General features: G+C 32.9%; 16 protein-coding genes. 12 read left to right on the plus strand and 4 right to left on the minus strand.

Features of this window, described 5'->3' with window-relative positions; genetic code table 11:
• Positions 1-129 precede the first annotated feature (129 nt).
• Both NST66_RS07435 and NST66_RS07440 read right to left on the minus strand, forming a co-directional pair.
• Positions 130-1209, minus strand: a complete 1080-nt coding sequence (locus NST66_RS07435; RefSeq protein WP_155008666.1) for a DUF4179 domain-containing protein — start codon at positions 1207-1209, stop codon at positions 130-132.
• Positions 1193-1720 carry an RNA polymerase sigma factor gene (locus tag NST66_RS07440; protein ID WP_155008665.1) on the minus strand — a complete coding sequence of 176 codons (528 nt, stop codon included), beginning with the start codon at positions 1718-1720 and terminating at the stop codon, positions 1193-1195. Before NST66_RS07440 ends, NST66_RS07435 begins: the two co-directional genes overlap by 17 nt.
• A gap of 648 nt (positions 1721-2368) precedes the next feature.
• On the opposite strand from NST66_RS07440, the gene NST66_RS07445 reads away from it, so the two are divergent.
• From NST66_RS07445 to istB, 4 genes are all read left to right on the plus strand, one after another.
• The gene (locus tag NST66_RS07445; RefSeq protein WP_155008664.1) at positions 2369-2761 is read left to right on the plus strand and encodes a UPF0715 family protein; all 393 of its coding nucleotides are present in this window, start codon (positions 2369-2371) and stop codon (positions 2759-2761) included.
• A 111-nt stretch (positions 2762-2872) separates the two neighbouring features.
• Positions 2873-3430, plus strand: a complete 558-nt coding sequence (locus NST66_RS07450) for a hypothetical protein (RefSeq protein ID WP_155008663.1) — start codon at positions 2873-2875, stop codon at positions 3428-3430.
• A gap of 444 nt (positions 3431-3874) precedes the next feature.
• Positions 3875-5422, plus strand: coding sequence for an IS21 family transposase (gene istA / locus NST66_RS07455; RefSeq protein WP_340843759.1), 1548 nt, complete (start codon positions 3875-3877; stop codon positions 5420-5422).
• The gene (istB, locus tag NST66_RS07460; protein ID WP_060746201.1) at positions 5419-6177 is read left to right on the plus strand and encodes an IS21-like element helper ATPase IstB; all 759 of its coding nucleotides are present in this window, start codon (positions 5419-5421) and stop codon (positions 6175-6177) included. The genes istA and istB overlap by 4 nt, the downstream gene beginning before the upstream one ends.
• Positions 6178-6289: 112 nt before the next feature.
• Here the strand turns inward: istB and NST66_RS07465 are convergent, their stop codons facing one another.
• Positions 6290-7822, minus strand: a complete 1533-nt coding sequence (locus NST66_RS07465) for an ISL3 family transposase (protein ID WP_205664144.1) — start codon at positions 7820-7822, stop codon at positions 6290-6292.
• A gap of 317 nt (positions 7823-8139) precedes the next feature.
• Between NST66_RS07465 and NST66_RS07470 the strand changes: the two genes are divergently transcribed.
• The 8 genes from NST66_RS07470 to NST66_RS07505 all read left to right on the plus strand — a co-directional run bounded on the left by NST66_RS07470 (position 8140) and on the right by NST66_RS07505 (position 14857).
• Entirely contained in the window at positions 8140-8631 is a 492-nt protein-coding gene (locus tag NST66_RS07470) for an RNA polymerase sigma factor (protein ID WP_155008662.1), read from the plus strand.
• A complete protein-coding gene (locus NST66_RS07475; RefSeq protein ID WP_155008661.1) occupies positions 8631-9542 on the plus strand; it encodes a sigma factor regulator N-terminal domain-containing protein in 912 nt (303 codons plus the stop codon). The genes NST66_RS07470 and NST66_RS07475 overlap by 1 nt, the downstream gene beginning before the upstream one ends.
• A gap of 591 nt (positions 9543-10133) precedes the next feature.
• Positions 10134-10406 (plus strand): hypothetical protein, encoded by a 273-nt coding sequence (locus NST66_RS07480; RefSeq protein ID WP_155008659.1) that lies wholly within the window; start codon positions 10134-10136, stop codon positions 10404-10406.
• Between the two features lie 192 nt (positions 10407-10598).
• Positions 10599-11030 carry a hypothetical protein gene (locus tag NST66_RS07485; RefSeq protein ID WP_025908230.1) on the plus strand — a complete coding sequence of 144 codons (432 nt, stop codon included), beginning with the start codon at positions 10599-10601 and terminating at the stop codon, positions 11028-11030.
• A 394-nt stretch (positions 11031-11424) separates the two neighbouring features.
• A complete protein-coding gene (locus NST66_RS07490) occupies positions 11425-12531 on the plus strand; it encodes a tetratricopeptide repeat protein (protein WP_328264113.1) in 1107 nt (368 codons plus the stop codon).
• Positions 12532-12605: 74 nt separating this feature from the next.
• Positions 12606-13274: a hypothetical protein gene (locus tag NST66_RS07495; RefSeq protein ID WP_182028600.1), complete on the plus strand. Its 669-nt coding sequence runs from the start codon at positions 12606-12608 to the stop codon at positions 13272-13274.
• Between the two features lie 491 nt (positions 13275-13765).
• Positions 13766-14287 carry an ankyrin repeat domain-containing protein gene (locus NST66_RS07500; protein ID WP_155008229.1) on the plus strand — a complete coding sequence of 174 codons (522 nt, stop codon included), beginning with the start codon at positions 13766-13768 and terminating at the stop codon, positions 14285-14287.
• Positions 14288-14404: 117 nt separating this feature from the next.
• Positions 14405-14857, plus strand: a complete 453-nt coding sequence (locus NST66_RS07505; protein ID WP_155008228.1) for a DUF4288 domain-containing protein — start codon at positions 14405-14407, stop codon at positions 14855-14857.
• 111 nt (positions 14858-14968) lie between these two features.
• On the opposite strand, the gene NST66_RS07510 is transcribed toward NST66_RS07505, so the two are convergent.
• Positions 14969-15433, minus strand: a complete 465-nt coding sequence (locus tag NST66_RS07510) for a hypothetical protein (protein ID WP_108674922.1) — start codon at positions 15431-15433, stop codon at positions 14969-14971.

The following is a 15433-nucleotide window of genomic DNA, read 5'->3' on the forward strand; positions in this document are numbered from 1 at the left end:
CAAAAACTAAATATATGGTTAATTATACCATTAATTCATTTGTCAGTTAATATAAAACATATATCGGTAGAAAAATAAATAAGCTAAGCAATAAAACTGTCTTATTTCTTAGCTTATCAAAATGCGTATTTAATTTAGCTTTTTCTTTCCTTTAGCGTAAATAATGACTTTGTAAGGATCACCTTTTATTTTAGCCTTCATTTCTTTTGTTTGAAGGAATTCAACAATAACTCCTCCGAGTTTACGGGCAAACTGTTTATTCTCTTCAGAATAACTTAATGATGTATAAATAAATACCTGAGGTTCAGGGTGAACAGAGTAGCCGACCATCTTCACTTGGTATTTATCCTTTCCTAATAGATCCTCACCAACATCATCCAAAATAATTCCCCATCTACCTTCTTGTTCTTGCTTTTTTAAGTTAATTTTATATACCTTTATAGGTGTTTTTTCTTCGTTATTTTTAACAAGAACATCGCTAATCACTTGTTTAATATCTTCAATATGCTTCTCAGTATCAAGTACTTCTAGAGCTACTCTTGCGTCCGAGTCAAATCCTGCTATGCTAGCATCTAACACATGATAATTACGTTTTTTTAATTCAGCATCAATCTCTTGATTTATTTTGTCGTATTTTTCTTGACGAGGATCAGGTTTATACTCATATTGAACAGGATCATACCGTGTAATTTTGACTTTATAACTATCATAGTTACGTGCCTCTAAAATATCTTTTGCAATTTTATTTATATCGTCTTTAACGCGCTTAAAATACTTCTCTGAACCATCCACACTTATCTCAATTTGCTTCTTTCCTCCATAATAGGTCTGACCTAAAGAATCAATTTTATAACCTTTTTTCCTTAGCGTATTAATAATTTCAGTGCTTACAGACTCTTTCTTGAAAATCTGACCCAAATAAGGGATTTTAGAAACTACTTGGGCCATTGCAGGAGAAACAAATGCTGAGCTAACGAATGCACCACTCAAAATAACAAGTGCAATACCACAGTAGACAACATTTCTTAGAAGGCGATTTTGTTTTATAGGTAATATATCGTTTCCAGGCTTTACTGATTCTGATCGCTCTAATTGGTCAATGGCTTCTAAAAGTCGCTGCTTCTGTTTTTGGTTTGATTTCCAGACCAAATCCTCATTCAGTTTTTCTAGTGAACTATCATCCATAAAAGAATTAAATCGTTTCTTCATATATATATCCGTCCTTTACTAACTGCTTTCTCAAAGCAGGAATTGCCCTGAACTGTGTAGACTTTACTTTGCTTTCAGACCACCCTAAAATGGTAGCCGTATCCTTAACAGAAAAACCTTGAACTTTTCGCAGTAAAATAACCTTTCTGTGTCCGTCTTTCAGTTTTTCTAACGCTTGATACAGCTCTAGAGAAGTTTCTTTAAGCTCAATCATCTCTTGAGGTAAAAGATTAAGGTCTGTTTTTGACAGAATAAAATCTTTCAAAAGACATAAAGGTTTCTGTTTTCTAAGATAATCAATGGTGACATTATGCGCAATGCGGAACAACCACGTCTTTTCACTAGAGTTATGCTGAAAGGAATCATAAGAAAGGTAAGCTTTTACGAATGTTTCATGCGTTAAATCTTCAGCTTGCTGATAATCTTTCACCAGCATTAAAATAAACTTTAATATGACGTCGCTATGGTCATCATACCAACGCTCAATTTCTTCTTTTTTTGTCTTTTCCAATATCCTGACCATCCTTTTAACCAATATTCGTTACTTAGACGAGAGTTTTTTAAAAAAAGTTGTGTTTTTTATACAAAAAATAAAAAAACTCTCTTATTTGAGAGTTCTTAATAAAGATCTTCATACTTTTCCGTATCTGTTTCGTAAAATGAAAATATAGATACATTTTTTAAAACTTTCACTTATGCAATAGGTTATTGCAAATTTACTATGTAAAGGTTGCATAGCTGATGCAACCTTTATTAAGAACGTCATGTTTAATAGAATGAACATGACGTTCTCAAAACCTGAACATATATGTTTACTTTTAGTTAATATAAAACCAGTTTCAGGAAAAAATATCCTTATCAGAAAATATATCTGTTATGATAAAAATATAATCTTCTCTAAAGGATGAAGTCTATGAAGGAGTTTTTATCTAGTTTTTTACTTATAACAAGTTGGCTTATATTTGCTATAAGTGCCTATTTGTTTGTTAGTGTTTTAATCGCACCTTCCTATGCATTTATTCCTTTTTGTAAGGTGGTAGGTGCTGGATTAGTTTGTTTTTATTTATCAAAAAAGCTAAACAAAAAAACTAAAGTTAACTAGGTTTAATCTTTATATAATATACATCCGTAGACTAGACAAGAAGGGTGTGTTCATTCAGTGACATTTAAAGAGCTTTTGCCATATCATGCGTTAACAGTTATTAGCTCTAGCGTTTCTTATTCCATATTTCTTATCATCATTGAGCCTAGTTATAGAGCTGTTATTGCATTTTTTATGATCTCACTTATTACAATCATTCCTTATTCTGTTGCAGCCGTACCATTGCAGCTATTTCTAAATAAATGGCCTAAGAAGTTTAGTATTCTCTACTTATGTACCTATTCTGTCGTAGCAATCCTATTCCTTTATATCTCTTATAAGCTTCAAGGAAATTGGTCTAATCCGATAGGGGATTATCGTAAAATGTTTGTATTTGCACTCGGTGCAGCCATCATATACTGGTTTTGGGATTCCATTATCATGAATAAGAAAGAATATCCGTACTATTAAAGTACAAACCTAAACTATATAAGCTACATAAAATGCATTAAATAAATTTTTTGTTCTTCTAATCTTAAAATGTGGTTAAATTCTAACGACATAGTAAAGGGGAAAACAAATATGGCTTTATCCCGTAATCTCACATTAGTTTTACTAAGTTTATTAATCATAATAGGTTTTAGTAGTTATTTTTTATATAGCAGTAACCATCCTAAGATGCTATCTAAAAGAGAAATTAATGATTTTATAGAAGATAAAAGAAAATCTAACTTATCTATTCTTAAAGAGGAGAATATTACATCTAAGCCAGATCCTCATGCTCTTATTTTATATAAAGATAATACTAAATTGGGCACTTACATCCTTACAAAAAGCAGACAAGGAATTGAAGAGCACAAGGGAATGGAAGTACCAATAGATAAAACCTTGCCAATACATGTTACAGGAGCCTTATCAGGGGTTCCATATCTCGGCATATATATTACAAATAATAAATTAATTCAAGAAGGAAAATATATAGAAATGGAATTTGAAGACGGAACAAAAGTAAGAAAGAACATATCTTTAGATCAAAAAGGATATATTCTTTCAGAAAAAACCACTCCTGAAGCACCCAGAGAATCTGTCCAGGTCTCAGTCAAAAAAGATAGTCAAGTTTTATATACAAATGAGTACTAAATAGCTGTTAATCTCTACATTACATACGATTTTAGTTAACATAAAGCCATTTATCTGTAGATAAAAGAAGCAGACCTTTAATTAAAGATCTGCTTCTTTACCTTAGCGAAAACTAAATATATTCCCAAAATAAGCACAATACCCAAACCGATAAAACTTAACCAATACACCCAAGGATAAGTATGTAAAACTGTCGTAACTCCCGTGTTTCTATCCACTATGGTAGACGCACTAGGAGTATAAATTGTATTAATAGTTAAGTACGTTAATAAAGCTTGAGCAATAAGAAATACACCTATTGCACGTTTCATTGTAAACGCTAGAATATAATTGACAGTTTTTGCTCAATGTAATTTTACACTTTTGCTTCAATAAGCTAGAACTCTAGTAAAATAATAGAAGGTGTTATTTTACTGGGGGGACAGCGTCTTGGAGGAGAAGTTAATGCTTTATTTAAATATTCAACAATTACATCAACGGAAGTTTAAAGTATCTCAAATTGCACAGGAGCTCAAAGTATCAAGACCAACCGTTTATAAATATTTAAAAATGACATTTGAAGAGACAAAAGCATACATGGAACAGCTTCAAGGCAAAGGTAAGAAATTGGATCCCTACAGGGATTGGATTATCGCTTGGCTTGAAGAATACCCTCATCTCAGTGCAGCGCAAATCCACGATTGGCTCTTAGAGCGTTATCCCGATTTAGTTGTTGGCGAGAGTACAGTAAGAGCATATGTGAAAGAGATGCGGGAGATTTATCAGATTGAGAAAAAAGTAATAATTCGGCAGTATGAAGCAATCCCTGAACAACCTATGGGTAAGCAAATCCAGGTGGATTGGGGAGAAACGAAACAGAAGACAACTGAAAAGAATGAAATTAAACTATATTTCATCGCTTTTGTCTTAGCTCACTCTCGATACAAATACATGGAGTGGCAGGACCGGCCTTTTACGACAAATGATGCCATACGATGTCATGAAAATGCATTTCAATTTTACGGAGGACGCACAGAAGAAATTGTGTATGATCAGGATCGTTTAATTACAGTAAGCGAAAATTCAGGTCAGCTACTTTTAACTTCTGAGTTTCAAAGCTATGTAAATGAACGTAAGTTTAAAGTTCATTTATGTCGTAAGGCAGACCCAGAATCAAAAGGAATGATTGAGAACGTTGTAAAGTACATAAAGGGAAATTTCGCAGACAGCCGAGTATTTAGCAATATTGAAGATTGGAATAACCGTGCGTTACAGTGGCTACATCGCACTGGAAATCAACATGTTCATCAGACAACGAAAAAAAGACCAGCTGAAGTGTTCCCCGTCGAAAAGCAACACTTACAGCCCGTCTCTTCACCACTCTCATACGAAAGCGTCATTACCCCAAGTATAACAAGGAATATTAGTAAGGACAATACAATACGGTTTAAATCAAACCGTTATTCCGTTCCTCTCGGAACGTATAGTGTAGCCTCTGATAATGAGGTTTTTATTGAAGTCACTTCGAGCCAACCGCCAACGCTGATTATCCGTAAACAGTTAGAGGGAGAAGTAATTGCTGAACATAGCATTAGTAATGAAAAGGGAAAGCTTATTCAACATCTACATCATATCCGGGATCGTTCAAAAGGTATTGAAGAATTTAAGCAACAACTGGTTTCACATTTTGAAGATCAGGAACGTGCAACTTCTTATTTAAATGAAATTTGTTTAAGATACCCACGGTATCGGCGTGATCAGCTCATAATTATTCAAAACGTCATTGAGAAATATCCAATGTGGATTGAAGCCACTTTGACTAAATGCATGATAGATAAACTTTACAGCGCCAATGACTTTCGGGATATAGCAAACCATCAAAATGCATTACAAACTGAATGTACCCAAAAGGTGAAGCCTCCCTTTATAAAACATTCAGGTAAAGACAACATCATAGTGACAACTCGCTCCCTTACTACTTACACAAGTATTTTAGGGGGTGAACCACAGTGAATAAGACTGTAAATGACTTGCAGGAGCACTTTCGCCAATTAAGGTTATCGGAAACAGCTGAGGAGCTACCAAAGCTCCTACGTGAGGCTGAAAAATCTTCTTGGACGTATTTAGAATTTCTTGAATCTATCACACGTTATGAACTGAGAAAACGTGAAGTAAAGAGTTTAGAAAGAAGAATGAAGTGGGCGCACTTCCCTTACGTGAAGTCATTAAGTGAATTTAATTTAGAAGAGCAAACAGCTTTAACGGGGCGCCAATTGACCCAGCTCGCAGAGCTAAACTGGCTTGAGCAGCAGTATAATTTAATTTTATTGGGACCGCCAGGCGTTGGTAAAACATTTTTAGCAATCGGTTTGGGAATTGAGTCTATTCACAGAGGTTTCAACGTCTATTTCGTAACTATGGGTGAGCTTATTCATCTTTTAAAAACGGAAGAATTTCTAAATAAATCAAAAGTGCAGCTAAAGCGATTAAGAGGCGCCGATCTGGTCATTATTGATGATTTAATGTATATGGCAATGGATCAGCGAGAAGCAAATTTGTTTTTTCATTTAATTAATCATTTGTATGAACGAAGTTCCATCATTCTTACATCCAATAAAAGCCCTGAACAGTGGGGTGAATTAATGGGAGATCAGGGAATTACCACTGCGATTTTAGATCGTTTACTTCATCGTGTAGAAGTCATTCATATGGATGGAGATAGCTATCGAATGAAACATCGAAAAAGTGTATTTTCAGCTGAAGTGTAAAAAGTAAATAAGCAAAAAGTGTAAAATTCTACGGCTCTTTCTCACTTTTGGTGAAGGCAAACGTCGCCATATGTCAAAGATATGTATTGTTTTTTTAGAAAAACAACTCTACCTACAATAATGGTATGAGCACTCTTTTTTTCAACAATTCATCACTTGCCCGACCATACATCATACGTTTTAACGTCTTCACACGGTTTATATGCCCTTCAGATAACCCATTACTTAGAGGATCAACACAGGCAGCCATTACTCCTTGTAAGTCCTTTTCAATATAGGTTGTAAACGTGTTGAGAGCCGGAAATGAATAAAGTTTACATCTTTCAATCCATCCAGATAAGCCTTGATTGTTGCGTTTCCTGATAATATTTTTAAAGCTGCATGTCACTTCAACTAATTGCGGTATAAGTGGAAACTCTTTTAAACATGCCGAAGGTAATGTATTCAGCCAGTCACTATTCTTTTCACTCCATATTTTCCATAGTAAGCAATCTCTAGATATGGTATACGTTGTGGCACTAGCTCTTTGTTCCTGGCGAATTCTTGACACGGCTGCATTTAAGGTAGATCGACATCCTGTATAGCCTACCTTTCTAAGTTCTACCTCCATACGGCTTGTGGTCCATCCATACAAATTCCACTGACGTAATTGAGGCAGGTATGGATCTAAGAGCTTAACACGATTAATAGGCTCTTTCTTCTTACGTCTTAAATCTTGATAGACCGTAGGGCGAGAAATATTTAGATGACGAGAAATCCAAGCAATGGATTTCCCTTTAGCTTTCCACTCCTTTACTTTTAAGCTACGCTGCCAAACCTTTTCTGCATGCAGGTTACGTTGAATATCTGTTTTGCGAATAAGTAGTGGGTCTGGTGTAGGGTTTTTATATTCTGTTTTTCTCCATATAGATGGAAAAGAGTGTTGTAAGGTCTCTTTAATTGCTGTAAATAAACCTTTCAGTATATGCCAACGATCCGTGATCTGATAAGCATGAGGAAGTGCTTGAGAAATAGCTTTAGCGTATGTTGAGGAACCGTCCCGAGTAACTGTTTGAATAGTAGGGTGCTGTTCGAGCCATTTTACGACTGTTCCTTTATCTCTACCATTTAAAATAGCAATGGGTCTTCTGGTTTCTTGATTGATAATAATCGTACCGTAACGACAACGTTTCTTGAATGCAAAGTCATCAATCCCAATATGAACCGGAGGTTCATAAGAAGGCAATTTCAATTTATGAAGCAAGCGTAAAAGTGTGTGGTGACTGGTTACAATACCTAGATATTTAGACAGCCGAGATGCTACTTTGCAGCTCGTAGATAGTGCAATTGACTTCAGCATCTCGTGTAAACGCTTGGTTTTGCGTTGATAGGTTCCTAACCACGTAAATCTTTCTGTAAAAATAGCTTGTAGACAACTACGGTCATCGCAAAAAAATTTACGTGTTTGTAGTCGTATATACGTTGATTTACCATATGCAGGTACATCCTGAAGGGATCGAACATATTGGCTGTGTATGCGGTTAGACGGAGTATGACAAGACGGGCATCTACAAGAAGAATGTTTAGATTTTACTAGATATATATAAGATTGATCTTCTTGTATAACGAGTAAACATTCTATATTAGTAAAAGAGGAAAAAGGCATGTGGCGATTCGCTCCTTTTTATTTCACTATACCATCTTTAAAGTGCCTTCACCAAAAGTGAGAAAGAGCCAATTCTACTTGACGTCTACATTCATGGCCTTGCCTCCAAACTTATACATGTTTCTATGTACATTTTAACATAAAGAGACCTAATTAATTGTTAGTTACCATAATCACAGTTATAAGTAGTAAATAGAAGGAGCATTGGTTATAGAGCCAGTGCTTCTTTTATTTATAATAAAAAATTTCTATTTTTTCCTTTAAGTGTATACATTCATTGTTACTTATTCGTTGTATAAGTATAGGGAGGATAAATGATGAAAAAAGAAGACATACTCGCCTCCTATCTTATCGATTTAGGAGAGGAAGTACTCAAACTGTTAATAGCGAAGGGTGCGAAGAAAGAAGATTCGGAGGACATTATTCAGAATACATTTTATAAGGTATATACACTATTAGGTGATCTAAGAGAGAACACAATACGTCCATGGTTTTTTAGAGTCGCACTTAATGAATACATAGACTTCAAAAGAAAAAAGGAGCAGCAGAATATCTATTTAACAGAAAAAATTTATTCTAAATTGCAATATACAGACTGTGAACTTGATGCCATTTTAAATAAAAATGAAATTTTCTATCTGTTAAAGGACATCAAAAAAGAGTACAAAGAAGTGTTCTTTTTAAAGTATTACTATGGTTTTTCTTATGAAGAAATTGCGGTCATGTTAGACGTTAAAATAAATAGTGTAAAGCAGAAGTTATATCGTGCACGTAATTTGATTCACTCAAAAGCAGGAGGAAAATATTAATGGAGAGTTCACTACAAACAGCTTTACAAAAAGCTAAACGAAAACAAGTTTTTAAAATTGCCCTCATATCAATTATTGTTGTACTTGTGGCATTAGCAACCCTTTATAGAGCTGGAAGCTATTTTGCAGCCAAAAGTACTGCAAGACTTCATGACGCACTTTTTTTAAATAATGAAATTTCAGGGCCTAATATTCAAATTGACTCCCAAGCAATAAGTAGTCGCTCGATGTTTGAAGGTAACATTGTAACAAATCGTTCCAAGAATATTGATGGTTATGTAGTCAAATGGAGTACACTAACAAGCTCTTATGATTGGTTTAGGTCTAATATTGACACAAATGAATTAGTGCCAGGATTCTATAGGTATGGTAAAGAGCTCTATCACTATGATAAACAAACTAAACAGAAGGTTGGGATTTTTTATCATCCATCTATTAAGAATTACTATGGAGGCGTAAAAAATGACTTAAATGCAGTCTCACAAATGAAAAATTATGTTGCGGAAGTAGCTATCTCTTTTAATCGTCCTTATACATTGAAGGAAATACAAAAACAAATTCCCAATAATTTAAACATTGTATGGTTGTATATGGCATCGCCTATTGTAAACGAAAGTAAAGGACCTGCTGGCATGCCTGTTTATGGGTTTGATCCATCTGATTCGCCAAAAGATGCTTATAATGAATTTACCACAAACCTTAAAAAGTACAATGCAGATGCTGAAGATGAGGCAATTGAGAAGTTTTTAGCATCGAATAAAGATAAATCATTTGATAAAGTCAAAATTTTAGGAGTGATGGTGACAGGCCAAACCCAAAATTTTAAAGCGTTAGAAAATAGAGATTTTATTCGTGGCGCTTCTGTAGGGGCAACAGCACAAAGGGTTCCTTATATCAAGACAGAAAAATAATTAAGAAGAGACTAAGTATTTGGTCTCTTCCGTGTTCCTTTAACAGAGAATATAACATCTAGTTAATGTAATTGCACTTATAAGAATCTTAAGAAAATAACAGCACTCGCCTAAATGGAAGGAGAATGCTGTTATTTAATTTAATAATCCCTTTTCTTTAAACACTTTTTTCAAAGATACAATAAACATTGAAATAAGCTTAACGTACAATTATATTGAGGTGATTAAAATGAGCACTAATTATAAAAAATACTTTTACAAGAAATTTTCTTTAATATATCTTGTTACACTCATGTTATTTATTGTTATCGACATTATGGATTCAGGAAAAATTTCTCTTTTTTCTTCTGAAGATAGTTGGAATTTTATCTTATATCAAATTATCTTTTGTTTAATGTTTATAGGATTTTTGAGTGCATTTATCACAAACTTATTATGGAAAAGGAAAAAGAGTAGATAATTAAGAAGCAAACATAACTAATACATGCTTTAGTTACCATAAAACACGTTATCGGAAACCTAATGAAATATAAATAATAGCTAAATAAAGTTATAATAGACCATAAATATAAAATAAGGTGAGATGTATTAATGATTGACTTTATATCTGATTTCCTTTCAAGTGGAGTAGGATTCAGTACGGGTGTTTTAGATACAAGGAAGATTGATAGTAATATTAGGTTACTAAGGGAACAAGAATGGTTTAAAAAGATTTATGAGAACAACCAATACTATTCACTACTTATCGGAAATAGAGAAGTCCGAGCTTACTTACAAAGTAATTTTCGTGTTAAAAGAATGATTCGTAATGAGAAATCTCAAGCAAAGTTCTTATTGCTCTTAAATGAAAAGTTGAAGATATAATTATTAAGACATAGAAGTTAACATAATCCATATTCTAGGAAACGGAAAAGAAATTTACAGCTGCAAATCCCTTTTTTATGTGTATGTATATATTCATTAACAACAAATAAGATTATTTTACTGTAAAATAAATACTATACCTTTAAACTTAGTAGTATCTAATTTGAATTGTTATTTGGGTAGGAGGAAATTATGGTATCGTTTAATAGAATTATAAAATTGCGGGATTTGGAAATTTTTCGAGTATCAAAAGACGGACAAATCTTCTCTTATGTAGTAATTGAAGACACTAGAAAACCATTCACAGAAGAAGATAAAAAACTAGATCCATTATGTTATATGGATGAAGAAGATATTAATGCGATTTTAAATGTTTTCAGGATTTCATTAATCAATGACGAAAAATTAAGTGAAGAAAATTCATACTTTCTAAAATCATTCTTTTCAGATTTTGTTAACAATACAAATTTAACAAACTTTATCTTTACAGAATACATTCAAGAAGATTTGTATGATCACGAAGTTGACATAAAATTTTTCAATAAAATTTTAAAAGATATAGGTTCAAGTTATATTATTGAAGAATTTGATGAAAGAAATTGGATTTATTTATCTCAAGATTAAAATATAAGCTATGTATACCATATACAAAACTAGTTTACATAAACACTCTTTCCGGAACACACAAAAAAAAAGAACCCTTATGGGAGTAGGGTTCTCGATGAGGCCTTGTTTCTTCTTTATGCAGCTTTTTATACATCCTTGATACATCAGCTTTTCCTCTTGTGGTGATTGAAGCTACGATGAATAAAAAGCGCACCTTTTATACATATGCTTGTAAGGTAAAATATAGTCTTTATGGAATTAATATGTTATTATATTTTTGTACATGCATTTTAATAGTGAAAAGCCACCTGTCCTGCAAATAATGGGTGGCTTTTTATTTTGTTCTTGTACATGAGGAACTTTACTAATGATACAGATGAAATTGAGTTTAATGTCTAGAAGGAGTATGAATATGAGCAAGTATGATGAAATAGATTTTGAAAAGGTTTCGCTTCAATTGCAGGAGCAAGTTGAACAGGATCCTCACAACGTAAAGCTAAGAAATGAGCTTGCTATAGTGTTTATGGAGACAAATGAATATGAAGAAGCATTTTTTCAACTACAAGCTGCTGCTAAAATGAAACCTTCTATTCAACCCCTTTATAATTTAGCCTATTTTTATTTTACAGAGGGGAAACCAATTATAGAGGCTACGAGTAATACTAAAGAAACGCGAAATTTCGAAGAAGAGACAGAAGAAGAATCCATGTCTTATACATGGAAAATTGCAGATGAAGAAGCATTTGATATAGTAGAAGATTTATTGAAAAACAAACCTGATCATTACTTTCCCTATAATTTGATGGGTGAAATGTACATAAAAGAAGAAAAGTATGAAGAAGCAATAAATATATTAAAAGAAGGCATTAATCTAACACCTTCCCTAGAAAATTTAAGTAATCTGGGGTTATGTTACTACAAAAAAGGAATGTTACCTGAAGCTGCTGAATGTTTTTATAAAGCGCACCAACTACGATCCTGTAACAACTATAGTTTGTTTCCGTTACTTAGCTACGGAATTTGTTTAGCACAACTAGGAAGGAAATCAGAAGCAAGAGAAGTTGCAAAAGAATTACTTTTTTTGAGCGAAAAAGATGAAGAAGCATTAGAAGCTGATATAGCAGAGATATATTATATTCTGGGAGATTATGAAGAGTTTGTTAACATTTACTCTAAGTTAGATTGGGATTTTTATTCAGAAGCATTTCTTCCGACTTATTTTTATTCTTTATGGAAGCTTTCAAAAACAAAAGAAATTGAAGAACTTTCCTCTAAGACTATTCAAAGAAAAGAAAAAGAGATGAAAGAAGTCATTCAAGATCCAGATGAGGAAGAAGATTTTAAAGAAGAATACGAAGAAGAAACGATGGAAGAGATTACTTTTATTAAAAATGCAGTTAGAGAAATTTATAAGGGAAACGCTCCTATTATAGATTATAAGCCTCAAGTAGAAACCAGATGTTATTTGTACGGCTGTTTTAGACATACAAATTTGAACCCTAACTATTTTTCTATATAAGACGCAGCAAATCTTTGAGGTCAAATAGGAAAAATTACTGTTGCAGGTTCTTTTATATGTAAAGGAGGTTTTATATGAGTGAGATTTGGATTCAACTAGAGCAGTTAAATGCGGAGTTTGATGAAATGGTGGGGCACTATGTTCAATTAGAAGGACCTATTGATTCTGTTTACTTTATATCTGAAACAATGGAAAGCGTTGACGATAGGGATGAGCAAAGGGAATTCTTATGCGATTTCTTAATTAAGCAGGATAGGTATCCTTTATATCTTACATTCCTTTGTGATGATATGATGGCAGAGGAGTTTGAAGAGGAATTTAATCAATTAGGTATAGAATATAGGTATGAATTATTAGAGGAAAAACAAGCCTACTATACATTTTTTAAACGGGTTACCTATCACCCTCGACGCTTTACTTTACTAATTAAAGACGCGCGTATATTATCCTTAGCATTAGAACATACCTTTTACCTTGCTAATATGAACCAATTTTATTCACTTTCTTACTCTGAAAATATAAGATTTGAGCTCAAGAGAGTTAAGGAATGGGGCAGATGGAAAAACGTATCTACCCCTATTTTTAAAACGGAAGAAGATACTACATTCATAACTATTTTCCATGATGGAGCAGGGTTTTTCTTGTTTTCAAACGAGGATAGATATTCATCCATACAAAAAGTGTGCTCAACCTTCCCAGAAGACTCAAGAGTAGTACAAATTAATGACCAATTAATAGATTAAGATGAAGAGGTTGAGTTTAGTGTCTTTCAGGGTGTTTCTTATTCTGGGGTTAATAAATACAAGCCCAATAAAATAGCACCAAAACAGTATATGCAACATTCTTTTTTCGTTAACAGAGTATTAAGTACAAGAATAAATTTGTTTCAACGTTTACATATAAATAGTTTAAATAAATGGTAAATATTTAAAAATAAGAAAGTGAGAACAAATAGATTTTATTTTTAATTTTATAGATGAATTTATTGAATCAATCGTTATAATGTGGCTCGTGTCGTTTGTATTAGAAAAACTGGATGTCTATCGGTTAGAAAAGAAGGTTAAATGGAAATTAATCTTTACACTCTCAATTGTAGTAGGGATTATATTTTCAATAATTGACTTATTTTAATAAGAACTTATTCAAATTTAGCTAGTGAGATCACACTTATCCGTAATAGATCGAAGAGAGATTTTCTATTTAAGATAATAACTATTAAATCAGGGGATTAAAAATGAACAAGAGATTAAAAAAGAAAATAGCTAAAAACCAGGAAAAGAGAACAGAAAAGATATTTAAGTACGCTGCTTACGGTGATTTAGGAAAGATAAAGAAACTGTTGGATTTCGGAATAGACATTAATACAAGAGATCAAGGTGGGTATACGATGCTTCATTGGGCCACACAAGAAAGTCATATAGATCTTATTAGGTTCCTAATATCAGAAGGCTCTAACATTCATTTAAAAGATGAAGAGGGATTTACACCATTGTATATAGCTGCAGGGGAAGGTTATATAGAAATTATTGAATGGTTAATTGAAAATGGAGCAAATATTGAAGTCAAGAGCAATGATGGTACAACACCTTTAATTATTGCTTGTTGTTACAATCACAAAGAAGCTGTTGAACTATTATTAAAAAACGGAGTAAATAAAGACACAAAAGATGATGATGGAAAAACGGCTATGTTTTATGCGAAAGAGTATGGTAATAAGGAAATTGCTAATCTTCTAGGGAATTCGGACACTTATTAGATAATTAAGTTTCTTCAATCTGTTTTTGGACTTTTTAGATTAAAATAGGTCTCCCTTTTAATTACGCTTAAACCTAGCTATTGTTCTTTTTATGTTTTTTCAGAATGGAGTAGTTACATGCAAACACACAAGGGAGAAACCCTAGTATGGAAATGGTATGGAGTAAAGGTTCTTTATAAACACATAGTTAGTGGAAAGCCCACTCCAGAGAAAATTGACACAAATTATAATGAACATCAAATATTTGAAGAAAGTATTTTATTAATTAAAGCCCAGTCGTTCGATCAAGCTTACGAACTTGCAGAACAAGAAGCAAAGGGACATAAGGATAGTTATACAAATGTTTATGATCAACTTGTAGAGTTTAAATACATAGAAAGTTTAGATGTTTTCGAGCTATTTGAAGACGAAGAGCTAGCAAGTGGAACAGAAGTATATTCTAGGTTTGTACATACTTCTAAGGGAGAAAAATTCTCTGATTTTCTAACTAGATATTACCCAGAAGTTGTTGAAGGTGAGGAAGAACAGATAAAAAGAAACTTCATCTTAAGAAACCGAGATTTTAACTGAGTATTAATACTAAAAATCTATATATCATATATGGGCCTGGAATACTTAGTCGCTGTTCTAGACAACAAAAAGAAGCGTTTAAAATGGACGCTTCTTTTTCCTCATACAATGTTATACCTCTCTGAGTATTACTTCTAACTGCTCTTTAATATTTGCTTCTAGGTCATATTTTGATAAATCGTATAGAGTTCCTATACCTTTACGGCCTCCACTAAAGTAATACCACAACTGTATATAGTACACATATGCATCCTCTTCATTTGTGAAACCATCGAAGTTTATAGAAACTTGAGAACGATACTCGCCTTCTAGGCAATGATTAGAAGTTAAATCTGGTAACTGGTCTCCATCAATGTCTCTACAAACCCATATTTTTAAATTCTTCTTTCCGTTGCACTCAAATTTACTTGTGTATTCCTTTTCAATAGCCTCACTATATTTTCCGCCTAACTTTTCTAACGCGATTATATGACTTTTTAAGTCTTCATTTATTTCATTTGCTGGTACTTCAACGTATCTATCAGATGCTTCGTCCTGTTGCTTAGCTGTAAACAAAAGTTTAAATTTGTTAAACAA

The sequence above is a fragment of the Priestia sp. FSL W8-0524 genome (assembly GCF_038005965.1).
GTDB classification, from domain to species: Bacteria; Bacillota; Bacilli; order Bacillales; family Bacillaceae_H; genus Priestia; species Priestia zanthoxyli.

What these genes read in the sequence shown, in the direction of transcription:
- NST66_RS07480 (WP_155008659.1), top strand. Translation starts at nt 10,134, where the DNA reads ATGATTGACTTTATATCTGATTTCCTTTCAAGTGGAGTAGGATTCAGT.
- NST66_RS07450 (WP_155008663.1), top strand. Translation starts at nt 2,873, where the DNA reads ATGGCTTTATCCCGTAATCTCACATTAGTTTTACTAAGTTTATTAATC.
- NST66_RS07505 (WP_155008228.1), top strand. Translation starts at nt 14,405, where the DNA reads ATGCAAACACACAAGGGAGAAACCCTAGTATGGAAATGGTATGGAGTA.
- NST66_RS07490 (WP_328264113.1), top strand. Translation starts at nt 11,425, where the DNA reads ATGAGCAAGTATGATGAAATAGATTTTGAAAAGGTTTCGCTTCAATTG.
- NST66_RS07465 (WP_205664144.1), bottom strand. Translation starts at nt 7,822, where the DNA reads ATGCCTTTTTCCTCTTTTACTAATATAGAATGTTTACTCGTTATACAA.
- NST66_RS07435 (WP_155008666.1), bottom strand. Translation starts at nt 1,209, where the DNA reads ATGAAGAAACGATTTAATTCTTTTATGGATGATAGTTCACTAGAAAAA.
- NST66_RS07475 (WP_155008661.1), top strand. Translation starts at nt 8,631, where the DNA reads ATGGAGAGTTCACTACAAACAGCTTTACAAAAAGCTAAACGAAAACAA.
- NST66_RS07470 (WP_155008662.1), top strand. Translation starts at nt 8,140, where the DNA reads ATGAAAAAAGAAGACATACTCGCCTCCTATCTTATCGATTTAGGAGAG.
- istA (WP_340843759.1), top strand. Translation starts at nt 3,875, where the DNA reads ATGCTTTATTTAAATATTCAACAATTACATCAACGGAAGTTTAAAGTA.
- NST66_RS07495 (WP_182028600.1), top strand. Translation starts at nt 12,606, where the DNA reads ATGAGTGAGATTTGGATTCAACTAGAGCAGTTAAATGCGGAGTTTGAT.
- NST66_RS07485 (WP_025908230.1), top strand. Translation starts at nt 10,599, where the DNA reads ATGGTATCGTTTAATAGAATTATAAAATTGCGGGATTTGGAAATTTTT.
- NST66_RS07500 (WP_155008229.1), top strand. Translation starts at nt 13,766, where the DNA reads ATGAACAAGAGATTAAAAAAGAAAATAGCTAAAAACCAGGAAAAGAGA.